Raw genomic sequence first — 22,132 nt, 5'->3', positions numbered from 1 at the left:
TTGATGAAGTCATGAGCGAGTCTGATCGCGTATCACATTGTCAAGGTGGATTTATTCTTCACAGCTGCGGGCTTGCGCTGGCATCACTGTTGGCCTGTTCGCCTGCCTATGGGCAGGCGTCGGATATGGTTATCACGGCTGAGTTTAGGCCGAGCCAAGCTCACCCCGGTCGTACACAGTTTGTTGACACGACCGATGCGAATTTAGACATCTGCGAAAGACTTGGTGTTCTTGGATGCGATGGTGTTGTTCGTACCGGCCTCAACGTAAGGTATCCAGAGATTCTTGTGGGGGCGCCCGCCGACGAACAAGTTTTGATTTCTATGAACGGATCTGCGCAGTCCATCGTGGTCACGCACGAGGCTACTGGGGAGCGATTCGATCTTGAGTTTAAACTTGTTTCTATTGGTTCATACACCAGATTCAGTGAGAACGTCGCTGATACGACCGGGGAGCCAAATGTACGGCGCGCGCACGATCTTCTATGGGAAGGGGGCGGGCTGAACAGTAATCCTCTTCCTTGCGTCCCAGCTGCGGACTTTTCTGGTACAGAAGGGCCGCGGACGGCGGGTTGGATTTGGAAGTTTCCTGATGGCGGTGGTCAATGCGGAAAAACAACTCGATTCAATCAATCTGATCTTCAATTTCAGGGTCTAAACTTTGGCTACGTGTTGACTGCTCCGTCGCCGCTTGAAATGAGGAATGGAATATATCGTGGCAGCCACCGATTTACCTTGGGGGAGGGGGCGGATATATCCTTCGGAAGATCAGCTATCTTGAATCGGAATGAGGTCAATGTGGAGTTCATTCTGAGCGTGGAACATGAGTTCGATGTGGTGTTTCCCGTTGATAGCCCGACGATCAATCTTGCAGCGGTCGGGGGCTGGACTCAATGGACTGACTACGGGAGGGCTCCTTCGGGGCTGGCAGCAGAGCTGCCATTCACTGTGAGTGCATCGGCGAATTTCAGCATATCGATGCAGTGCGAGCATCTTGTCGGCTCGGAGTGTGGGATTCGCAATGTGGCGGATGGTGAAGTGGTTCCCATTGATGTCTCTGTCACCATGCCTGGCGCAAATTCACTGGAGGATGGCGTGCCTGCGATTGGCTACAAGTTGATTCCTTCTGTAATTGGTATGGCTAAATTTACTCCAGGTGAGTTTCTTTTTTTGCGTCCGTCGAAACTCAAATTTGGTACGTCTGAGGGGGCGTTGGATCAGATGCTGGGTGCTGAAGGATCTAGGTGGAAGGGTGATGTAACTTTGATCTTTGATTCTGAGATCTGAATGATCTAATGATAAAGTTGAATGCGATCCTCGCGGCCTCTCCGGATTCTTGTGGAATTGCGATCTGGAGTTCAATCCACGGAGAAGCGGAAATTGGATGCGGAGAATCACCTTTCCGAAGGAAGGGTTACCGGTTTCCCGCGTGAGCCCGAAGCGGCCTGGTGCTGAATAGTCTGTGCCGCCGGAGCGGGTCGACCACGGCCCCTGCCGATGGTGTGGCAAGTTCGGAAGTATAAGTGCGCCGGGCGCTGGGCGACTCAATGGGCTGGAGGCGGAGGATGCGCGGCTGAAGAAGATTCTGGCCGAGCGACTATTCGCCAGCGATGTCATTAATAGGTACAGACCTCAGATTGGATAGTGCGTGCACCTTTTATGCGTTGAGGAGGTCATGGGCTAAGATAGTGCCAAGGGTGTCAGAGGTGCGCGTGCCTCGATAGTTTCGGCATGTAGCTAAACCAAGCTCTTGCACTGCCTCTGGTAGTTCAACTGGACCTGCTGTCTTTTACTGCTGCGGGATCAGGATCTGAAGCTTGGCAACGAACCAGAATTTGTCTTTGAAGTATGGTGGGCCAGGATCGCTGAATTGGTCGATGGTTGGGGGCGGCGATGATAGAAGCAAGGCATGAACGCGAGTCCAGGATGGATCATCTGGCCTGGAGGCTGCTGACTGAGCCGACCACCGTCAAGCTCGAAGCCCTCGAGCTGGAACAGGATGATCTGGCAGGTCAGTTTCACATCAAGGATGGGAACCATTGTTGACCTTAAAGGGGTCCGCGAACGGACTATTCGACACATCCAGGTCACGTGTATCTTGCCGTTTGTGGAACGCCCGAGTGATCTCTTCGGTCAACTCCAGCAAGCCTGCATATGGTCCGGTCCTGCCCGTGGCGACAACTTGCCGGGACATGCTCTGGCAAGGTTGCATAACGCCGGAACCATTGAGGGCGTAGAGCTTGCGCTTAGTTCGCGCTCGGGCGGAGGTGATGATGGCAGTGTCGCGCGTGTCCTCGGGGATGCCCTTGCTCTCTTTGAGGAGGTGTCAGGCCGCTGCCCCCTCTGGAGGCAGCGTTCAGTTCCATCGAGTACCGTTCAGTTAGCTGGACTAGCCAGTCCGTCGGCCTGCTGAAGGTGGCTTGTCACGGGGCGCCGGATCGCGGACTATGGGGTAGTGGCCACCTGCCGTCGATCTCGATGGCCATTCTGTTAGAGTGGACGGTTAGATCCGGTTCTTTCTGGATCCCTTGCAAACAGGACGTTAAAGCGAGGTCTGCATGTTTGTCGAGTCCAACCATCAGCTGGCAATGAATTCAGTTTTCGACCAGACGGTTTTTGCTGCGCCACCCATTGAGCTGCGTCGAGAGATGGCAGCCTACGAGTCGTTGTGGCTGCAGCAGGGGGCTTGGTTCAAAAGCATTGCGCAACTCTTCGCCTCGAATCCTCAGAGCATTCCGTCGGAGCTCGTCCCGGCAGGCGATATCCGAGATGCATGGAAGCTGCTCGCGGAGGAAGTTGGCCTGGAAAGGCTGAAGTCGGTCGGCGTCCGGGTGCACGGAGCCGGTGAGTATCCTCAGAAGCTTCGTGAGGCTGATCATCCCATAGAGCTGCTCTACTACCGAGGCAACTGGGAGTTGGTCGATACCCGCGGTGTCGCGGTGGTTGGGACTAGGACGCCCAGCTCGGAGGGGGCTGTCAATGGGCGCAGAATCGCTCAAGCTTTGGTGCGCCACGGCTTTACCGTGGTTTCAGGGCTGGCAAGAGGAATCGACTATGCGGCGCATACTGGAGCTCTGGACGCGGGCGGACGCACCATAGCTGTCATTGGAACACCGTTGTTTGACCACTACCCCAAGGAAAACGCTAGTCTGCAAGAACAGCTAGCTAAGGAGCATCTGGTCATCTCACAGGTTCCTTTCCTCAGGTACAAGCGGCAGCACTACAAGTCCAACAGCCTCTTCTTCCCGGCTCGGAACGTGACCATGTCTGCGCTTACCGAGGCGACTGTTATTGTCGAAGCGGGAAATACGTCTGGAACGCTTGTGCAAGCGCGAGCTGCGCTGGCTCAGGGGCGAAAGCTCTTTATCTTGGATAGCTGCTTCAGGAACCCTGACTTGGCCTGGCCCCATAAGTACGAAGCGCAAGGTGCCATCCGCGTTAGGAACGTAACAGAGATCATGGAAGCTCTGGGCAAAAATGCGACATCTAATCAAGATTGACCCTCGGCACTACGCTTGGCTCGACCAAGGTGATCAGTGCTGGTACTGCGGCGAGTACACCAGTGGTGGGGGCTGGGGCATCAGTGAGACGAATCGTCAGATTCTCAATCTGAAAAAGGGGCCTGGCTCCAAGGCCAATGAGCTCCACTACAAGAGTGTGGCCGTCAATTATTGGGGTGATGCTCTCGCGAGACTGATCACGCTTGAGAAGACGATCGGCACGTGCACCTTTGTCCCGATGCCAGGATCCAAGCCCATCGGGCATGCTGAGCATGATGATCGGATCGGCAAGGTCCTGGCCAGAATGGCTGCGCATCGGTCTGGTGTTGATGTAAGGCACATCCTCAAGCAGGGCTCTGCCCGACCTGCGCAACATGCAGGTGGCGGGCGTAAGAGTCCGACGGAGATCTGCGAGACGCTTCAGGTTGACTACTCCCTGATGCCTCCGCCTTTGTCGCCGACCATCTTCGTTGTGGATGATGTGATTACGATGGGGGCGTCGTTTGCTGCCGCTAAGCGCATGCTGCGGGAGTTGCCTAACGTGGAACAGGTTGTTGGCGTATTCCTCGCCAAGACGGTTTGGCCAACTCCAGAGAGCTAGATTTTTGTGAGGCATGTCCGCAGTCGCATTTGTGGTGGCGCCTGCGTCTGACTGAGGTGACTAAGAGTAATCGAGCGGCTATCCAGAACAGATGTTCTAAAGGGAGAGGGCCAGTGTCAGAAGTAGACGTACAGATTGTTAAGCACGATGCAGGGCAGGTGATCGGTGCTCCTCTGATCATTAAGGTTGACCTCGATGCCTCGCCCGAAGAGGAAGTGCTTGAGGACATCATGTCCAACTCGGAGGTAGTCAATATCTCCTCGGAGGTTGAGAGTGTCACCGGCGAGGACATCGTTGCCGAAATCGCCAGTGCAGTCGTCGACGTCGCCAAGGGCGACGATTCCGAGGTGATTGTGGGTCGGCATAGGGCTGATGGGCAAAACGACGATAGTGCTTACTGGCGCGTCTTTATCGACTAGGGCGCTTCAGGATGGCCATTGGTGTTCGCAAATCGTATTGGTGGGAAGCCGTCCTCCCGAGAGGCAGCACGCCTTTGGACAAGGGCGTGCGTGCTCTGAGGTCTGGTTAGATTCCGGGTTTTATGTAGTCGCAAACCAGGGGTATCGACTGCTCCTTCCAATCGTACTCATACTCCAACTGATCCAAGTCACTGCACTTCAGGAGCATTTGGCTGCCGGTTGGGTTGGTCACTACCTTCCGCGCGAAGTAGCGCCACTCCCAGTTGTTGGCGCCAGGGACCAGTCGGGAGACATTGATCAGTCCACAATCCCCCGAAGGTATGCTGTCTGCAACTATCCACGATTGGAAGATGCCCTGCGAGTACTGTGCCTTGAAAGTTTGCTTGAACGGATTTGTACCTATGCGGCAGGTTCGTTCCTCTTGTCCGAGGCTCAACGCAATTGCCTCTTTTAGTCCATCCAGGGTACGACTAGCACAGGATCGGCCCAGGGCCGCAGCCCATAGGCGCATGTCTTCCTTCTGTCGCGAACTCATTCTGGCCATGGACCGCACTGCTTCTGGCGGGGTGCCAGCTCCAGGCTTTCCGTTGGCAAGGTCGGTGATCTGGCCGCTGAGCGCGCAAAGCTCCTGCCATTTGGCGGAGTGATAGATTCCGGCCGGTCGAGTTCCATAGTCTTTGGCGAGTGAGGCTGCCAGGTCAGCAGTTTCTCTGGTCAGGCGGGCTTGGGTGTCGGCAGGTTTGAGTTGCTGTCTTATGCTCGTTTGAATGAACGAGCAGGTCAGTAAGCCTTGGGTGGGCGGATCACATTCATACGTCAGCCACCCATTGTCGACTGTGTTATAGGCCATGCCGCTCGTTGGGAAAGGGATCTCTGCTGAGTGGGCTTGTCCGGCGGCTACCCCAAGAACTAGCATCGACGCGTATACGCCCCTAATCACCTTTTCCATTGTCTTCCCCTGTCTGACCGCCGAACGCTAGCAGTCTCCTTCAGTTGCCGCAATGAGGCAGCTTTACGCGGCCCAATGGACATGAGTCTGATCTAGCCCCCTGGATAGGTCTAGCGATCTAAGGACTCGAGACGTCGGTCGCCTTGGCGGCTTCTATTTCTTTAGGCATGGGCATGACGAAATCGCCCCAAGCCTGCATCATTGGCCGGCGGTGCTCCAACAGATCCGTACGGTGATAGGCGGCCTCGACTTGGTTCCTCACAGTGTGGGCGAGCGCTCGCTCAGCAAGATCCCTGGCGTACCCATGCTCGCTGCACCAATCCCGGAAGCTCGATCTGAACCCATGAGCTGTAGCGACTCGGCCATCAGCATCGCTTGGAGCGTCGAGTCGGCGAAGCAGAGACGTTAACGCCATATCCGACAGGACGGTCCTTGCTCGAATAGACGGGAAGACGAGTCGATCGTGCTCCTCGCGTTGACTCGCGAGGATCAATAATGCCTGATCGGAAAGGGGCACACGATGAGCCACTTGGGTCTTCATTCGCGAAGGGGGGATCGTCCAGACTCTAGAGTCCAGATCGATTTCTTCCCACGTCATAGCTCGCACCTCTCCTGAACGTGCCGCAGTCAAGATGAGAAGTAGCAGGGCGCGCCTTGAGACGTCATTGGGGCTCGGCCAGTGGAGCTCATTCCGGATGAAGCCAGGTGCTATCTGCCAGGGCATCGCTGGTTGATGCTCTTGGCGAATGGTCTTACTGGGTTGACCCGGAAGTAGGTGGGTGACCACATCGACAGGGTTGGCTTGATTGAAGCCATGCGCCCAGCCCCAAGCCATCACGGCATGGAGGCGCTGCTTCAGCCTCGAGGCAGTCTCTGCCTTCTCGAGCCAAATCGGGCGTAGTACCTCAGCAATGTGGCGCGGGCTGATCTGATCCAAAGGGACAGAGCCGATCTTTGGGAAGACATATTGCTCTAGCGTGTTGATCCACTGCTGGGCGTGCTTGGCGTTCCTCCAGCCGGGTTTGAGCTCCGTGTGCACCTGGCCAGCTGCTTCCTTGAAGGACGGAGTTTTACGCTTCGCTTCTTCTGCAGCCTTCAAGTCAAGCGGATCCAACCCCCCTGCGATCTGCTCGCGCATCTCTCTAGCGATCTTGCCTGCGGATGCAATCCCAACTTCGGGATAGCCCCCAAGCCCGGCGTTGCGACGCTTGCCGCTAACGGGGCTTACATAGCGAAGTACCCATTTCCCATGACCCCTCTGGCTCGCTGAGGGCAGTAGCGTCAAGCCAGTAACGCCGCCGTGAGGCACTGCTGCGCTGCCCGGAGACATCTTTCGGGCTTTGAGATCTGTAAGGAGAGACATGCCGTTGCACTTGATCCTGGTATGCCATCCAGTATGCCATTTGAACCAAGATTACGGTGGTCACGGATGGACGCGTCTGGACCGGATGCGTCGCAAGTATAGGAAATATAAGGAAATAAAATTCATACCTGGACGAGGGTGGACGGTGGGTCGGCCGGCACTCTCTCCGCCAGAATATTTGGAAAGCCTCTGGAAACAGGGGCTTTCTTTTTTGCCGTGCCGGCGTATGAAAGACCCTTGGTGGGGCATCTTCATGCGTCATCTGGCTGCGCAATCATGTGAGAGCAACGAACAGATGGGGTTCGGTTGCGCAGCAATTACCCCATGCGCATCGCATCTCGCGCCTGCTCGTGGGCTTGCTCTTTCTGGGCAACCTGCTGCTGCGCCTGTGAGATCTGCTCTGCCTTGGCTAGAGACTGCTCCACTGGGGTGTTGATCGCGTCGCTGATGGCTACTGATGCCCGGAGATGTGCCGGGTTGTCGAGCTCACCTTGCACAACGAACATGCGCGGGCCAGAGCCGTCGGAAGATGGGTTGCCCAAGACGACGTGATCGACCCGATCCAGGCCGCCACTCTTAGCCGATGCCAACAGGCTGGCACAGACGCGTTCGCTGGTTTCGTCGAAGCTGCGCCCATGCGTGGAGTCCACGGCCGATACACCATTGCGGATCTGTTGATAGAGCGGATGATCAGGGTGCCCTTTGTCCCTGGGATCTTGATTCATCTTGTCCAGGGTCGATTCGATGCTTTCCTGTAGTGGACTCTTGGGTGCGAAGCCCGGGTTGCTCAGCGAAGGCGAGCCCTTGTCGGTTGCTTCTTGCGTCAGTCGCTTACCAGGTTTGAGTGCACTGTGTGCCCGTTGCTCCGCTTCGGCCTCGCGGCGAGCGTACTCGCCGGCTTCCTCGGTGCCCCGCAGATGATTGATCCCGTCACGTAGTAGCCCTGGGCCGCCACCTACAACAACGGTGGCTCCCATGCGTACTTGATGGATGTCACTGCGGTACTCAGCGACCCGGCGCAGGTCGTCGGGGGCGGTGATCCGTGCGCTGGGATCGTCAAGGACGGACTGCACCGGCCCTTTGTCGGTCATGCGATCAAGGAAATGAACTACCCGATGGGAGTCGCCTAATTGCACCGCCACCGCCGCGGAGATGGCGTGCCCGTTCCTCAATCCAGGTGCCAGAAGGGACCCGACGCGTTGGCCCTGTTCGGCGTTGCGCAGAACCTCCAGTTCCTTGGGGAGCGCATACATCTCAACCTTGCCGTAATGGGGGCCGCCTGCGCTCACCAGGTCGCCTGCCATGACATGGTTGGTGAAGGGTGCCGCATTGGCGGGCTGGCCTTCGGGAATGCGGTACGCCAATCCGGCAGCGCCGTAGGGATTGAAAGCGTCGCCGGGGAGGTTGTAGTGGTGTGCGGTGATCTGTGCAAGCGCGCCGCCCAGGGAGTGGCCGGTGACGTGTACAGGGCCGTACCCCATTTCATTCGCCATTCTGATGGCTTGTTTGGTCAGTGCGAGGGCATCGTCGAGCTGAGGGTTGATTCTGGCAGCAACCATGGCGGCGTCGATCCCGCCATCGAGCAGTGGCTCGCGATCAAACTCGGTTCCGCGGTGGGCAACAATGACTTCGTTCGTTGCTAGGCTGCGATAGACGGTGCCTTGATATCCGGTACTGGAGTCGCGTCTGGCAAGAATCTCGTACTTGATACCCGCAACGGTGATGAACGCATCGTCCAAGGGAGGGGATTCATACGTGCTGTTGGAGAGCGCGGCGGCGGTAACAGGATTCATCGAATCTCTCCTTCAGCCTTTCTGGAAATCTCGATAGGGAAATACTTTGAGTGCTCACCTTCGGGGATCTTCTGGAATTGGCTGTCGGGCCAGATGCCCGCTCGCTCGGGTGTCTGTCCTGGAATCAGCGGTCTAAGTGCCTTCTCCACGTATGTAGTAGAGCGCGCTTTATCTTCGATCTCTGGAAAGAAGGCGGGAATAGCTACTCTGATCGGGCGACCTTCGACGTCCATCATGAACGATGCTTGCACAAAGCGTGGCGTCCAGTTGCATGGTCCGCGGCCATAGTAGTCGGCGACCTCCATCCCATCTTTGAACACTGTTGCAGTGAATTCGGTCTTGCTGACGCGTTGCACTGGAAACACCACTGACTGGCGTTGCGGCGCGTACTGCACGCCCTCGTAGTTGTCGATCGGTGGGAGACAGAGCGGGTCTATTTCGTAGGAGACGAAGACCTTGGGTGCAGGGACGTCAACGGGCGCATCGTTTACCCGAATCACGATAGCAAGCGCGTCCGTGGGAGCAGGATTCTCGCGGTAGGCCGGGTACGAACGTTCCTCACTGCAGCCAGGCGCGACGACGGTGACCAAGGCGATGAGAACTACACGAGGAAGTGGCTGGAGGGATGTCAGCATGATCGGTCCATGTCGCTGATTGAGGTGCTACCGGGCGGCGCCAGTACAGGCTTACTACAAAGCATGGCACTCAGGGTGTGACGCAGTTCGCGGGACTGCCCGGATCGTAGATCAGCTGGACAAAGCGTGTCGCCTTGAAAGATGAAGCCCAGACTGGCTTCTTGGGCAGATGCGACAGTTCCCTCTCTCAGCTTCACGTTCATCGGCGCGCCATTGCAAGTTCATCGGCGCGCCATTGCAAGGCGTGCGCTGACCATACGATCCGCTCTGGCCAGGCTTAGCCGCGTCGCCCACCCCTCGGCTTGTTATGGCACAACGGGTAACTTGAACACGACCGGAACGCCCCATGCGGCCCATTCCGCTCCACGAACACCCCCACCTTGCACACCGGGCAGCGCTCCTCATTGATCGCCACACCCGACACGCTCGTAACCTCCACCACGCCATTCTCCACCAGCTCATCCAGGAACGGCGAGCGCTTGCCCTGCAGCGTGAACATCGCAACACCGCGCCGAGCGCGCGTCAGTGCCACATAGAACAGCCGCCGCTCTTCGCCCAGCGGGAAGGTATCGCCTTCGGGCATCGCCAGCGAAAGTACCGGGTCATCCGCGCGCAGGCTGGGGAAACCGAGGTTCACCATTCCCGGCAGAATCACATAGTCGGCCTCGCGTCCCTTTGAACGGTGCGCGGTCAGGAACTCCACGTCCATCGTGCTGCCGAACGCTGCCTTCCAGTCCGCCGGCAGTACGCTGCGCTCATTCCGGTACCGGCCCAGAATGAAAACGGTCACGCGCCCGCTGCGGCCACGAGGCACCGCGCCGGACAGAAGTTGCTGATGCAGCGTAGCCAGATACTGGCGAACGCCATCCTGCACTTCTTCGCGCCGGGTCATCTGGAAGGCCTGCAGCACCGGCCCAATTGCCGGCGCGGTAGAGCGAACCGTCTTGGCAATCTGCGCAGGATTGCGGCTGATGAAGCGGCTGGAGATATCGCACAGTTCCTGCGGGCAGCGGAAGGTCTGCTCCAGTTTCAGTACCTGGCCGTGCCCCATCCATTCGCGGAAACCGGTCATCACCGAAACATCGGCACCGGCGAAACGGTTGATCGACTGCCAGTCGTCGCCCACCGCAAACAGGTAGCGTCCCGGGCGGTTGACCAGGGCGCGGCACAGGCGGGCGCGGGCGCGCGAGGCATCCTGGAACTCGTCGGCCATCACCAGTTCGTAGGGCGATTCATAATGGCCCTGTTCCAGCAGTCCGGCGGCCATGTTCAACATGTCTTCGAAGTCGATGCTGCGCTCGTCCGCCAGTGCGTCATCCCAGGCCTGGAATACGGGCCCGGCGATTTCCAGGAAGCGCCGGTAGCGTTCCTTGAACTGGTCTTCGGGCATCTGCCTCAGGCGCTCGGCCATGTCTTCCAGGCTCAGGCAGTTGCTCTTGGCATGGGCGATGAAGGTGCGCATCAAGCCGATCAGATCGGCATCGGGCATGGGCTTGGCGCCGGCGTCGGGCAGTTCGCGGTCCGGATTCGGGTCCAGTTCAATGCGCGATTCGCCCAGCCGTTCGGACAGGTGGTGCAGGGCCTCGCCACTGCGCAGCCCGAACGACGTGGTCTCGATCAGTGCGGTCCCGCGTGCGGCGTGCTGCTCGCGTTTCCAGCGCACACCCTCGGCGTAGTTGGCGAACTGCTGCGGCGGCTGGCCGTCGGCATCCAGCGCGAAGTGCTCGTGGTACAGCGCGGCATCCGGGTAATAGAAGTCTGGTCGATACTGGCGATGCGTATCGGTGGCGGTATCGAACTCGTAGCGCCGCTCGTAGTCGTAGGCCACGCCGTTGTAGAACAGCCAATCGGCAATCACGCACTCTTCCAGGCTCTTCACCCGCTCGCCCTGCAGGGTGCGGATATAGGGCGTGCCATCGCGGTCGTAGCCATCGGCCAGCATCTGCGCGCCCAGTGGCGGCAGATCGCGGCCGAACACCAGGCGGAACATGTCCCACTGGGTGCGGAAGTGGGGCGAGCGGTCCTTCAGGTCATCCACCAGCTCGGCCAGCTTGTTGAAGCCCAGCGCAGCATCGATGGCCCATTCGGGAATGTCGGGCTTGCGTCCGGTCGCCTTGGCGATGATCGACAGGCCCAGTGCGTGGAAGGTGCGTGCTTCCACCACGGTATCGCCCATGCCCAGCCGTTCGAACGACCGCTGCGCGCGGTCCTCCAGTTCCTTGGCGGCATCTTTGTTGAAGGCCAGCATCACGATGCGTTCGGGCGCAACGAAGCCGCGATCAATGGCATAGGCGGCCTTGGCCACCATGGTCGAGGTCTTGCCGGAGCCGGCCGCGGCGACCACCTGCACATGATTGTCGAAACAGATGACCGCGCGGGCCTGTTCTTCGGTCAGTGGCTTGCTCTCGACCCGGTGCAGGAAACCGCGGGCCAGCGCCAGCTCGCGCGTTGCCATGGTCGCGTTGGCTTCGGCCCAGACGGACGGCCAGTCCAGTTCCCAATCGTGCAGGGTGTCCAGCGCGGCACGGTGGCTGGGCGAATGCAGGTCGTCGTGCACGTCCTCGTCGAGGAACAGCCGCTTCAGCGCGGACGGCTGCAACGGCAGGGCAGGGCGCTCGGCCAGCAGGGCCTGCTGTTGTTCGTGCGTGATCCAGCGGCGACCGGCGCTGCCGCGGTCGGTCAGGGCGTCTGCCTCGGCCAGCCAGCCCTGGATCTGCGTCAGGATGTCTTGAAAGAGCGCCTTGCGCCCACGGGTGGTGCAGGCAAGCAAGACCTGCTGCACGGCGGCCGAAAGCTGCGATGCCTGACGGTTGGGCAGGCCATCGACGGACAGCGTTTCACCGTCGTCGCGCTGCAGCTCGATCCGGGCCCAGAACAGGCCCGGAATGATCCGCACACGCGCGTCGCCATCTACGTGGTGCTGGTACAGCGCGCTCCCAATCGAGAGTTCGACCTGTTCGCCATCCAGCCGCAGCCGCCAGTCCGGCGAGCGGGTCACACGTTGGCCCCAGCCCGAGGGGCGCCATTCCATAGACATCCAGATACTGCCTTGCGTACGTCACTGGGCGTAAAGCGCCCTTACAGCCCCATGATAAAGGGGCTTGATGGCGTGCGCGGCGTTTCCGGGTCAGGCAAAGCAGTGGGCCAGCGCTGGCGTTGCAGCAGCGCTGGCCCGATCGCCCTCAGGCATTCACATCCACCACGATCCGCCCGCGCACCTTGCCCGGGATGATCTGCTCGTACACATCCAGCACTTCAGCCAGCCCGATCTGCTGCACCGTGCTTTCCAGCTTCTTCGGGTCCAGATCGGTGGCCAGGCGATCCCAGGCGCGCTGGCGCACGTCCTGCGGTGCGTTCACCGAATCCACGCCTGCCAGGGTCACGTTGCGCAGGATGAACGGCAGCACCGAGCCGTGCAGTGCATCGCTCTGGGCCAGGCCGCAGGCGGCCACCGCGCCGCGGTACTTGGTTTCGGCCAGGGCATTGACCAGGGTGGGGCCGCCGGCCACGTCCACCACGCCGGCCCAGCGTTCGGCGCTGATTGGCTTCTTGCGCGGCTCGGACAGCTCCGCGCGGTCGATGATCTCGGCCGCGCCCAGGCTGTGCAGGTAGTCGGCATGTTCCGGGCGGCCGGTCGCGGCCACAACGCGGTAACCCAGCTTGGACAGAATGGCCACGGCAATCGAGCCGACGCCGCCATTGGCGCCGGTTACCAGCACATCGCCCTTGTCCGGGGTCACGCCCGCATCTTCCAATGCCAGCACGCACAGCATGGCGGTATAGCCGGCGGTGCCGATGGCCATGGCATCGCGGGTGGTCAGGTTGCCGGGAATCTTGTTCAGCCACTCACCACGCACGCGGGCGCGCTGGGCCAGGCCGCCATGGTGGCCCATGCTCAGGTCCCAGCCGTTCAGTACCACGCGATCACCGGTCTCGAAATCGGCATTGCTGGATTCCAGCACCACGCCGGCCAGGTCGATACCGGGAATCAGCGGGAATTTCTGGATGACCGGGCGGCTGTTGGTCAGCGCCAGCGCGTCCTTGTAATTCAGGGTCGAATAATCGACCTGCACCAGCACATCGCCGTCCATCAGGTCGGCCTCATCAAAATCGACCAGTTCAGTGACGACGCGGTCGTCGGTCTTGCTGGAAAGTAGTGCCTTGAATGTCATCGCGGGCCTCACGGTCAATGGATGCGCCCATGCTAGGCTCGCACCGTTATTGCAACAAGAACGATGGTTTTTCGTAGGTACTATGGTTTTCCGGAGTATTCATGCGTAGCAGGCGTTGGGACAACAAAAGTGGTTGTGCCGTGGAAGTCACGCTTTCGGTGATGGGGGGCGTGTGGAAGCCGATCATTCTGTTTCACCTGATCAAGGGCAGGCGCCGGTTCATGGAACTGACGCGGCGTGTGCCCAACGCCACCCAATCGATGTTGACCAGCCAATTGCGCGAGCTCGAGGCCGATGGCGTGGTGATCCGCCATGTCTATCCGGAAGTGCCGCCGAAGGTGGAGTACGAACTGTCCGAGTTTGGCCACACGCTGGTGCCGGTGCTGCTGGCCATGCGTGAGTGGGGCGAAACCTATCGTGGTTATCAGAGCGCGCGCGATGACAGTTGACGCATGAGGTGTCGCGATTGGCCTGTCGGGGCGAGTTGAATTGCGGCTGGCGTGGATGAAGGCTGCAGGCCGGCAGCGCCATTGAAGGGGGCGCCCGTCACCGCATGACGCATGTGCCTCGACCACGCCATGGCGGCGTATTTCCCTACTTTTCATCCACGAAAGACTGCGGCAATCATCGCCACGCCAAGGCACTCGCCCTGGCCGGGATTGGCGTCCCGAACTTACGAGATACACGGCGTCGGGTTTGCACTGCAACGTGCAGTCCCGACAATGCACCGCCTGCCAGTCCATGGCGGACGGTGCGTGGGGATCTTCCGATCCGCCGGCTTCTCGTATCTCGTATCCGGCACGCCAACCCGCACCGTCCGCCACCTTGCTTTCGCAGGTGGCCACACCGTGAGGTTGCTGCCATGTCCGACCTGCTTCCCGACTATCCCCGCCTGCACGCGCTGCTGGGGAATGCCACGCGCGATCTGCCCAATGCCATCGCCGAACAGCTGGAAGACGCGCTCTGCGATTCGCCCGACAGCCTTGCGCCGTCTGCCTTCTTCGCGCACCTGAAAGGCCACGGCGGGAACCTGCGTGCCGACGGCCAACCGTGGGGCGAACATCGCCTGACCCCCGCCCGCGCATTCGATCTGGCCCTGGCCACACGCTGCGCGTCGGGCATTACCGCATTGACCGCCGTGCTGCATGCCGCCCATGTGGCACGGGAAAGTGATGATCCGGCGGGCTGTCCCTCCGCGGCCGTGGTCGATGGATTGTTCGACGCCTGCGAAGCCTTGTCGCTGCAGGTAGAACGGTGTCTGGTTGCGTGACAACCCACGATCCGCGGCCTGCCCGGTAGGTGCCCACCTTGGTGGGCACGAGCGGCAAAGCGGGACCGAGCAGGGTGGCAGGCTGCTCGGTAGGTGCCCACCTTGGTGGGCACGAGCGGCAAAGCGGGACCGAGCAGGGTCGCGGGCATCTCGGTAGGTGCCCACCTTGGTGGGCACGAAGGGTAGGCAGAGAGCCATGCCCACCAAGGTGGGCATCTACCAAAGCGAGACCGCGCAGGGTATGCAGAGAGCCATGCCCACCAAGGTGGGCATCTACCAAAGCGAGACCGTGCAGGGTAGGCGGAGAGCCATGCCCACCAAGGTGGGCATCTACCGGGCGCTGCCGTGCGCCGCTTCGGTCATCACCTGGGCCAGTTGCTTCAGCGAATACGGTTTGCGCAGCAGGGTGAAGCCATGGCCCGGGTCGCGTGCCAGCAGTTCGCTGTAGCCGCTGGTCAGGATGATCGGCAGCTTCGGGAACTGCGCGCGGATCGTGCGTGCCAGTTCCAGGCCGTTGGTGCCGGGCATCACCACGTCGGTGAACACCAGCTGGAAGCGCGCGGCGTCATGTTCCAGTTCGGCCATGGCCTCGGCCGCGTTTCGCGCCAGCACCACGCCGTAGTCCAGCTCGCGCAGCGCGCCCACGGCGAAGTCGGCCACGTCCACGTTGTCTTCCACCACCAGCACGCACAGCCCGTCGCCACTGGCCAGGCCGGGGTGCGGGGCAGGGCGCGGCACGCTGTCGGTGCATTGGGTCAGCGGCAGGTACAGGGTGAAGCAGGTGCCCGCGCCCGGCCGGCTCTGCACGTCCACTTCGCCTTCGGACTGCTTCACGAAGCCGAACACCTGGCTCAGCCCCAGCCCGGTGCCGGCGCCCACGCCCTTGGTGGTGAAGAACGGTTCGAAGATGCGTTCCAGCACCGAAGGATCAATACCACTGCCCGAATCAGTCACGCTGATCGCCGCAAAATCGCCCTTCAGCGGAATCGACTGGCGCACAGATGGCACGGTGCTGACCCGTTGCACTGCCAGTGTCACCTTGCCGTGGCCTTCGATCGCATCGCGCGCGTTCACCGCAATATTGATCAGCGCGGTATCCAGTTGGTTGCGGTCCAGCAGCACCGGCAGCGGCACGTCGGGCAAGTGCAGGTCCACATCGATACGCGCGCCCACCACGGTGGTGATGATGTCCGCCAGCGCCTGCACGCTCTCGCACAGGTCGAACACTTCCGGCGACAGGCTCTGCCGCCGCGAGAACGCCAGCAGCTGGGCGGTCAGTTTGGTCGCACGCTCGGCCGCCGATTCGATCGCCTGGGCGTAGCGCCGGCGCGGGTCATCACTGGGCCAGCCGTACAGCAGCATGTCCACCGAACCGGTGATCACCTGCAGCAGGTTGTTGAAGTCGTGCGCCACGCCGCCGGTCAACTGGCCCATGGCTTCCAGTTTCTGTGCCTGGCGCAGCTGCTCGCGTGCGCGCACCAGTTCCAGGTGCGCCTCGCGTGCTTCCTGGGTAATGGCGGCCACCTGGCGGCTGTGCAGGTCGCGTTCGATCACCCGCTCGGTCTGCTCGCTCACCACGCACAGCAGGCCGGCGATCTCGCCGTTGCCCAGCCGCAGCGGCGAATACGAGAAGGTCCACCAGGTTTCCTTCATCGTGCCGTCGCGGTCCATCATCAGGCGCAGGTTCTGGAAGCTGCGCGCGGTGCCGGCGAAGGCATCGTCGATGGCCTGGCTGACGTCGGCCCAGACATCGGCCCACACCACGTCCAGTCGTGCGCCCATGGCGCCGTGCAGCTTGCCGCCCAGCAGCGGCAGGTAAGCATCGTTGAAGAAGAACGCCTTGTCCTGCGGGCCCCAGGCAATCCACATCGGCTCGGGTGAATCGAACACCATGGCCAGCACGGTGCGCAGTTCGGCCGGCATCTGCGCGGCCTGCGCGGTCTGTGCCCAGTCACTGTCCTGCAGCAGACGGTACGCCAGCTGCTCGGGCGCAGAGACCGGAAGGGAAAAGGCGTGCATGGCCGCTCAGGGCAGGAAGGTGGCACAGCGTACCCGACGGCGTGTGTGCATGCTCTACACGCCGCCGGGTGGTCACGACGGCATTAGAAACTGTACGCCGCCTGCAGGTAGACCCGGCGCGGCTCGCCGGGGAAGTGGCCATTGCGCTCGATGAAGCCGCTGGCCGCATACACCTTGTCGAAGAGGTTCTTCACGTTGGCCTGGAACTGCCACTGCTGCCACGTGGTCTTCCAGCTCATGTCGAACACGGCATAAGGCTTCACCCGCTGGCCGTCCAGGCTGACGCGCTCACCCACGTAATCGGCGCCGAAGCCGACGGCCGAATGCAGGGCGGGCAGGTCGTAGCGGGTCCACAGGCCCAGCTTGTTGCGCGGCGCATTGGCGAAGCGGTCGCCGGAGGCATTGGTGATCCCGTTCGGGCCGGCATCCTTCACCCGCGCATCGTTGTAGGCGTAGGTCAGGTTCAGCACCCAGCGTTCGGTCACGTCGGCCAGCAGGTCCATCTCCATGCCGGTGCTGCGCACCAGGCCCAGCGCGGCAAGCTGGTTCACCCCGCCCACCACTTCGCCGGTGGCCTGCACGATGTTGCTGCGGTCGATGCGGTAGGCGGCCAGGTTCAGGGTTACCCGGTCGGCCAGCAGCGATTTCATGCCCACCTCCCACTGCTTGCTGCGCTCGGCATCGAACGGACCGCCGGCGGCTGAATTCTGGTTCGCCGCGGTCTGCGGCACGAAACCACTGGCCACGTTGGCGTACAGGTTCAGGCCGTCGCGCACGATGAAGGTGCTGCCGAGGCGCCAGCTGATGTCGTTGCCATCCACGCTGCTGTGGGCGATGCGGTCTTCGTCCTTGAAGCCGTCCCAGCGCAGGCCGGCCAGCACGTACCAGCGCGGGGTCAGGGTCAGCTCGTCCTGCAGGTAGCCGCCGTAGCGCTGGCTGCGGGTGGACGTGCTGCGCCAGGGCAGGGCGGCCAGGTTGTAGTCATGCCAGGTGCTGGCGCCGTACACCGGGTTGAACAAGTCGATGCCCTGCACCGGGCCTGCGCCACGGGCCAGGTCGGCGCTGTTGGCGGTCTGCGCGGTGAAGTCCGCATCGGTCTGGTACACATCAGCGCCGAACAGCACCTTGTGCTCGATGCCGCCGGTGCGGGTGCGCCACACCGCATTGGCGTTGGCGGTCACCGCGTCGTTGTCGCGGATCTGGTTGCGCAGCTGGCGGGTCATCCACTCGGCCACGCCGTCGCCGTCACGGTCGATCAGCCCCATCGGCTCGTGGTACATCTGGTGTTCGCTGTTCTTGAACCAGCGCGCCGCCACGTCCACGTCCAGCGCGTCAGTGGGGGCGAAGCGGTACTGCGCCAGCGCCACCTTGGCACGCATGTCCAGGAAATCGCTCGCTTCGTTGTGGTTCCAGCGGCGGTCGGTCAGGAAGGTGCCGTTGTCGTCCACTGGCACGCCGCGCAGGCGGTTGCCGCCCAGGTTCTGGGTGATATCGGTGAACTGCAGCACCAGCTCGCCGCTGTCGCCCACGTCGAAGGCCAGCGAGGCATCGCCAATCACGCTTTCACTGTCGGTGTTCCAGCGCACGCCCGATTCGGTATCGCCATAGAGGCCCGCGCGGTAGCGCACGCTGCCGCTGCGGTTCAACGGGCCGGTGCCTTCGATCGAGGCGGCGCGGAAGTCCTCGTTGCCGACCTGCAGCTCGATGCGGCGCTCGGCGCTGGCCTTGGGCTTGCGGGTCACGTAGTTGATCACGCCGCCGGCATCGCCGCCGCCGTACAGCGCGCCGGCCGGGCCCTTCAGTACTTCCACCCGTTCGATGTTGAACAGCTGCGGCACCGAAAAGCCGGCGTAGGGATCGCCGCGCAGGCCGTCGTACAGCACGTTTTCCTGGCGGAAGCCGCGCAGGGTCACGCCGGCGTAGCTGAAGAAACTGATGCCGCTGATGCTGCGGTACAGATCAGTCACCTGGCGGGCGGCCTGGTCATCGATCAGTTCGCGCGGCAGCACCTGGATCGACTGCGGCACCAGGGCCAGGGGCGTGTCGGTGCGGGTGCCGACGGCGGCGTCGTCGGCCCGGTACAGGGTCTGTGCGCGGCCGCGCACCTCTACCTTGTCCAGGTCCTGGACGCTGGAAGGCGGGCTATCGGCGGCGTGGGTAGTGTGTGCGGCAATAGCCAAGGGCAGGGCGAGCGCGGCGCACAGGGCGCGGTGGCGGGGCAAATTGACGGGCATGGGCAGTGTGGGGGTGGCTGCAAATGAGAAATATTAGCAATTGCAACACTTCGACACGCATCCCCCGTTCGGGCAATGCCGTTTCGTTTCAGAGGCGCAGGGTCAGTACCGTGCCCGAATCGCTGGCGCTGGCCACCGACAGGGTGCCGCCATGGGCCTTGGCGATCTGCGAGGCGATATACAGCCCCAGGCCGAGGCCGGAATCCAGGCGCTTCTCCTGCGGGCGCGAGAACGGCTCGAACAACGCCGCCAGCTGCGCCTGCGGGATCACCCCGGCGTTGGCCACCTCGATGCACAGGCCGTCTCCCTCGCTGCGGCCGGTCACGCGAATGGGTTCCCCGGCGGTGCCATGCACGGCGGCGTTGATGACCAGGTTGGCCAGCAGCTGGCACAGGCGCGCACCGTCGCAGCGGAACACCGGCGGCAACTGCAGATCCACCTCGCAACGGCGCTGCGGATAGGCACGCATGGCCTCGCGGCAGGCCACGGCCAGTACCCCGGAAAGATCGGACCAGTCTTCCAGCTTCAGGGCAATGCCGGTGCCCAGCCGGCCCCGGGCGAAATCCAGGGTCACATCGATCAGCTCGGCAATGCGGTCGGTGCTGTCGTTGATGTGCTCCAGCACCTTCTGCTGCGCCACGCTCAGCGCGCCCAGCGAAAGCAGGTCGGCGCCGGCACGGATGGCCTGCACGGGGTTGCGCAGATCGTGGGCCAGCACCGCGATGAACTCCTCGCGCTCCTTGCCCACCCGCAGCAGCTCGGCGTTGTTGTGCTCGGATTCGGCCAACTGCGCGTCGCGGCTGGTCCCATCACGCTTTAGGCCATCGATCAGTTCCGCATCGGCGTCGTGGCTGTGCACGGCATCGATCTGCGCGGCCACCAGCCGCGCCAGCATCGTCAGCGCCGCCACATGGCTCTCGTCCACCGGCCGGGGCAGCGGATCGAGCGTGCAGAGCGTACCGAAGATGCTGCCGTCAGCCAGGGTGATCGGCACGGAGATATAGCTGCGGAAACCATACAGGCCGGGTACCGGGCTGTGCTGGAAATCCGGGTGGGCGTGTGCGTCGGCAAACCAGACCGGGCACTGCTGGGCCTTCACGTCCCTGCAGAAGGTCTTGTTGATGTCCAGCACCATGCCGTTGCTGATGCCCAGGCCGGCGCGGTCAACGCTCTGCACGGCCCGCCAGTGCGCATCGGTTATTTCGCCCACCAGCGCCACGCGCATGCCAGTCAACTGGCAGGCGAGGTCCAGCGAGGTGCGGAAGTCGATTCGTGAGGGCATCGCAGGCAATCCGGCATCGCGTCTGGGCAGGAGCAGTATAGCGACGCGCGGCGCGCGCCAGTGGTTCAACCGGCCAGGTGGGCACCCAGCAGCGGACGGCTGTGGCCGGTGAACAGCTGATCCGGATCCATCGGCCGGGCCAGGGCAAATCCCTGGATCTCATCGCAGCCCAGTGCGCGCAGGCGGCTGACCTGGTCGGCACTCTCGGCGCCTTCGGCCACCACGCTGTAGCCCAGGCGATGGGCCAGGCCGATGATCGCTTCCACCTTCACGCTGGACCGGTTGTCCAGGCACAGGCGATCGATCAGCGACTTGTCCAGCTTCAGCGTGCTGATCGGCAGTTCGGTCAGGTAACCAAAGTTGCTGTAGCCGCTGCCGAAGTCGTCCACCGCCACGCGGATGCCCGCATCGGCCATCCGCTTCAGTTGTACGCCCTGCTGCGAATCGGCACGCAGCCATTGGCTTTCTGTGATCTCCACCTCGACCTGCGTGCAGGCCAGGCCGCGCCGGTCAATCCCGGCGATCAAGCGCTCGGCCGCGCCTTCGCGGGCCATGTCGCGGGCCGAGTAGTTGATCGACAGGTTCAGCAGCAGGCCATCGGCGTGCCAGCGTGCAAGCTGGTCCAGTGCACGGTCCACCACCCAGTCGGTAATGCCGTGCATCAATGCGGTGCGTTCGAACACCGGAATGAACTCGGCCGGGCTGACCGGTCCCAGCTGCGGGTGGTTCCAGCGGATCAGCACTTCGGCCGCGACGGGCTGCAGGTCGCGGGCGCGGAAGCGGGGCTGGTAGACCAGATGGAACTCGTCCTGCTGCAGCGCCGTGCGCCCGTCGGTGGCCAGCCGGTAGCCGCGGCGGGTACTGGCATCGTGGCCCTGCGAGTACCAGCGGAAGGGCGCGCGGGCGGACACCGCCGCGCTCAGCCCGACCAGCAGGCGGCGGATCACTTCCCCAGCGCTGTGCTGGCCCAGGGTCAGCTCGCACACGCCGGCGTGGAAGCCGGGTGACATCGGCACTTCGGCGGCCATCATCGGCCGGGTCACCCGTGCCTGCAGTTCGGCCAGCAGGGCTTCCACCGCGCTGGCCTGCTCCAGCTCCAGCACGAAGGCGAAGCGCGCCACGCCCACGTGGTAGACCTGGGCCAGCCCGTCCAGTGCCACCTTCAGGCGCACGCCGGTGCGCCGTATCAGCGTTTCCAGCGGCGCCATGCCCAGCACCTGTCCCGCCTCGGTGGAAATGGCGGTATCGAACACGTCCACCAGCACCGCATGCATGAAGGTTCCCGGCTCGCGTTCGGCCAGTGCATCGTGGTCCAGCATGAACTGCTGGCGATCAGGCAGGCCGCTCACCGGGTCGCTGCGCCCGCTCATTGCGCGCAGCTCCAGTTCGTTCATGGCCGCCCGGGCCAGCGTTTCCAACTGCCGCCGCTCGGCCTCGGACAGCGTGCGCGGTGCATCGTCCATCACGCAGAACGCGCCGATGGCCACGCCGTTGCGCGCCACCAGGGGCGCCCCGGCGTAGAAACGCAGGTGCGGCTCGCCGGCCACCAGCGGATTGCTGGCATGCCGCGGGTGCTGCAGCAGATCGTCGATCACCAGCGTTTCGGCTGAACCAATCGTGCTGGCGCAGATGGAATCGCGGATATGGGTCTGCGACATGGCCAGGCCACGGCGGGAGACCAGCCGCTGGCGGTCGATCTGCAGCAGCGAAACAAACGCCACCGGCACGTTGAAGGTGTGCGTGGCCAGCTCGGTCAGGCTGTCCAGCGAGGCGCCACTGATCTCGCCCAGCGCATTGAGGCCGGCGAGGGTGGACATTCGTTCTTCATCACGGCTGGCAGGCATGTACGGGACATCGTTACGGCGGTCGGGGCGCTACACCGCCAGCATGCCGCAG

The 22,132-nt window shown here is 62.3% G+C and carries 16 protein-coding genes; 6 read left to right on the top strand and 10 right to left on the bottom strand.

Going from position 1 to position 22,132, the window contains the following annotated elements; translation table 11 throughout:
• The first annotated feature begins 11 nt into the window (after nucleotides 1-11).
• The 4 genes from C1931_RS20300 (at nucleotide 12) to C1931_RS11930 (ending at nucleotide 4,519) form a co-directional block, all read left to right on the top strand.
• The gene (locus C1931_RS20300) at nucleotides 12-1,286 is read left to right on the top strand and encodes a hypothetical protein (RefSeq protein WP_159095483.1); all 1,275 of its coding nucleotides are present in this window, start codon (nucleotides 12-14) and stop codon (nucleotides 1,284-1,286) included.
• Nucleotides 1,287-2,557: 1,271 nt separating this feature from the next.
• A complete protein-coding gene (locus C1931_RS11940; RefSeq protein WP_199913876.1) occupies nucleotides 2,558-3,499 on the top strand; it encodes a DNA-processing protein DprA in 942 nt (313 codons plus the stop codon).
• Nucleotides 3,477-4,100: a phosphoribosyltransferase gene (locus C1931_RS11935; RefSeq protein ID WP_108756506.1), complete on the top strand. Its 624-nt coding sequence runs from the start codon at nucleotides 3,477-3,479 to the stop codon at nucleotides 4,098-4,100. Before C1931_RS11940 ends, C1931_RS11935 begins: the two co-directional genes overlap by 23 nt.
• 113 nt (nucleotides 4,101-4,213) lie before the next feature.
• Entirely contained in the window at nucleotides 4,214-4,519 is a 306-nt protein-coding gene (locus tag C1931_RS11930; protein WP_108756505.1) for a hypothetical protein, read from the top strand.
• Nucleotides 4,520-4,625: 106 nt separating this feature from the next.
• On the opposite strand, the gene C1931_RS20295 is transcribed toward C1931_RS11930, so the two are convergent.
• The 6 genes from C1931_RS20295 to C1931_RS11905 form a co-directional block, all read right to left on the bottom strand.
• Nucleotides 4,626-5,369 (bottom strand): hypothetical protein, encoded by a 744-nt coding sequence (locus C1931_RS20295; protein WP_159095482.1) that lies wholly within the window; start codon nucleotides 5,367-5,369, stop codon nucleotides 4,626-4,628.
• A gap of 217 nt (nucleotides 5,370-5,586) precedes the next feature.
• Nucleotides 5,587-6,831 carry a tyrosine-type recombinase/integrase gene (locus C1931_RS11925; protein WP_108756504.1) on the bottom strand — a complete coding sequence of 415 codons (1,245 nt, stop codon included), beginning with the start codon at nucleotides 6,829-6,831 and terminating at the stop codon, nucleotides 5,587-5,589.
• A 317-nt stretch (nucleotides 6,832-7,148) separates the two neighbouring features.
• Nucleotides 7,149-8,624, bottom strand: a complete 1,476-nt coding sequence (locus C1931_RS11920) for an XVIPCD domain-containing protein (protein WP_108756503.1) — start codon at nucleotides 8,622-8,624, stop codon at nucleotides 7,149-7,151.
• Entirely contained in the window at nucleotides 8,621-9,259 is a 639-nt protein-coding gene (locus C1931_RS11915; RefSeq protein ID WP_108756502.1) for a hypothetical protein, read from the bottom strand. The genes C1931_RS11920 and C1931_RS11915 overlap by 4 nt, the downstream gene beginning before the upstream one ends.
• Before the next feature lie 277 nt (nucleotides 9,260-9,536).
• Nucleotides 9,537-12,290, bottom strand: a complete 2,754-nt coding sequence (locus C1931_RS11910) for a UvrD-helicase domain-containing protein (RefSeq protein WP_108756501.1) — start codon at nucleotides 12,288-12,290, stop codon at nucleotides 9,537-9,539.
• Between the two features lie 151 nt (nucleotides 12,291-12,441).
• Entirely contained in the window at nucleotides 12,442-13,431 is a 990-nt protein-coding gene (locus C1931_RS11905; protein WP_108756500.1) for an MDR family oxidoreductase, read from the bottom strand.
• 101 nt (nucleotides 13,432-13,532) lie between these two features.
• Between C1931_RS11905 and C1931_RS11900 the strand changes: the two genes are divergently transcribed.
• A complete protein-coding gene (locus C1931_RS11900; RefSeq protein WP_108753418.1) occupies nucleotides 13,533-13,880 on the top strand; it encodes a helix-turn-helix domain-containing protein in 348 nt (115 codons plus the stop codon).
• A 413-nt stretch (nucleotides 13,881-14,293) separates the two neighbouring features.
• A complete protein-coding gene (locus C1931_RS11895) occupies nucleotides 14,294-14,701 on the top strand; it encodes a hypothetical protein (protein WP_108756499.1) in 408 nt (135 codons plus the stop codon).
• A gap of 330 nt (nucleotides 14,702-15,031) precedes the next feature.
• Here the strand turns inward: C1931_RS11895 and C1931_RS11890 are convergent, their stop codons facing one another.
• The 4 genes from C1931_RS11890 to C1931_RS11875 all read right to left on the bottom strand — a co-directional run bounded on the left by C1931_RS11890 (nucleotide 15,032) and on the right by C1931_RS11875 (nucleotide 22,053).
• The gene (locus C1931_RS11890; RefSeq protein ID WP_108756498.1) at nucleotides 15,032-16,720 is read right to left on the bottom strand and encodes a PAS domain-containing sensor histidine kinase; all 1,689 of its coding nucleotides are present in this window, start codon (nucleotides 16,718-16,720) and stop codon (nucleotides 15,032-15,034) included.
• 83 nt (nucleotides 16,721-16,803) lie between these two features.
• A complete protein-coding gene (locus C1931_RS11885) occupies nucleotides 16,804-18,954 on the bottom strand; it encodes a TonB-dependent siderophore receptor (RefSeq protein WP_108756497.1) in 2,151 nt (716 codons plus the stop codon).
• Nucleotides 18,955-19,042: 88 nt separating this feature from the next.
• A complete protein-coding gene (locus tag C1931_RS11880; RefSeq protein ID WP_108756496.1) occupies nucleotides 19,043-20,236 on the bottom strand; it encodes a GAF domain-containing sensor histidine kinase in 1,194 nt (397 codons plus the stop codon).
• A gap of 65 nt (nucleotides 20,237-20,301) precedes the next feature.
• Nucleotides 20,302-22,053: an EAL domain-containing protein gene (locus tag C1931_RS11875; RefSeq protein ID WP_108756495.1), complete on the bottom strand. Its 1,752-nt coding sequence runs from the start codon at nucleotides 22,051-22,053 to the stop codon at nucleotides 20,302-20,304.
• Nucleotides 22,054-22,132: the final 79 nt, after the last annotated feature.

Source organism: Stenotrophomonas sp. YAU14A_MKIMI4_1 (assembly GCF_003086855.1).
Classification (GTDB): domain Bacteria; phylum Pseudomonadota; class Gammaproteobacteria; order Xanthomonadales; family Xanthomonadaceae; genus Stenotrophomonas.
The sequence above is the reverse complement of the archived record's forward strand: the minus strand, read 5'-3'. Positions and strand labels throughout refer to the sequence as shown.

Bases quoted from the DNA above. Each gene is read 5' to 3' on its own strand.
- C1931_RS11910 (WP_108756501.1), bottom strand. From the start codon at position 12,290: ATGGAATGGCGCCCCTCGGGCTGGGGCCAACGTGTGACCCGCTCGCCG.
- C1931_RS11875 (WP_108756495.1), bottom strand. From the start codon at position 22,053: ATGTCCACCCTCGCCGGCCTCAATGCGCTGGGCGAGATCAGTGGCGCC.
- C1931_RS11905 (WP_108756500.1), bottom strand. From the start codon at position 13,431: ATGACATTCAAGGCACTACTTTCCAGCAAGACCGACGACCGCGTCGTC.
- C1931_RS11920 (WP_108756503.1), bottom strand. From the start codon at position 8,624: ATGAATCCTGTTACCGCCGCCGCGCTCTCCAACAGCACGTATGAATCC.
- C1931_RS11890 (WP_108756498.1), bottom strand. From the start codon at position 16,720: ATGCACGCCTTTTCCCTTCCGGTCTCTGCGCCCGAGCAGCTGGCGTAC.
- C1931_RS11935 (WP_108756506.1), top strand. From the start codon at position 3,477: ATGCGACATCTAATCAAGATTGACCCTCGGCACTACGCTTGGCTCGAC.
- C1931_RS11895 (WP_108756499.1), top strand. From the start codon at position 14,294: ATGTCCGACCTGCTTCCCGACTATCCCCGCCTGCACGCGCTGCTGGGG.
- C1931_RS11900 (WP_108753418.1), top strand. From the start codon at position 13,533: ATGCGTAGCAGGCGTTGGGACAACAAAAGTGGTTGTGCCGTGGAAGTC.
- C1931_RS20295 (WP_159095482.1), bottom strand. From the start codon at position 5,369: ATGGCCTATAACACAGTCGACAATGGGTGGCTGACGTATGAATGTGAT.
- C1931_RS11880 (WP_108756496.1), bottom strand. From the start codon at position 20,236: ATGCCCTCACGAATCGACTTCCGCACCTCGCTGGACCTCGCCTGCCAG.
- C1931_RS11915 (WP_108756502.1), bottom strand. From the start codon at position 9,259: ATGCTGACATCCCTCCAGCCACTTCCTCGTGTAGTTCTCATCGCCTTG.
- C1931_RS11885 (WP_108756497.1), bottom strand. From the start codon at position 18,954: ATGCCCGTCAATTTGCCCCGCCACCGCGCCCTGTGCGCCGCGCTCGCC.
- C1931_RS11940 (WP_199913876.1), top strand. From the start codon at position 2,558: ATGTTTGTCGAGTCCAACCATCAGCTGGCAATGAATTCAGTTTTCGAC.
- C1931_RS11925 (WP_108756504.1), bottom strand. From the start codon at position 6,831: ATGTCTCTCCTTACAGATCTCAAAGCCCGAAAGATGTCTCCGGGCAGC.
- C1931_RS20300 (WP_159095483.1), top strand. From the start codon at position 12: ATGAGCGAGTCTGATCGCGTATCACATTGTCAAGGTGGATTTATTCTT.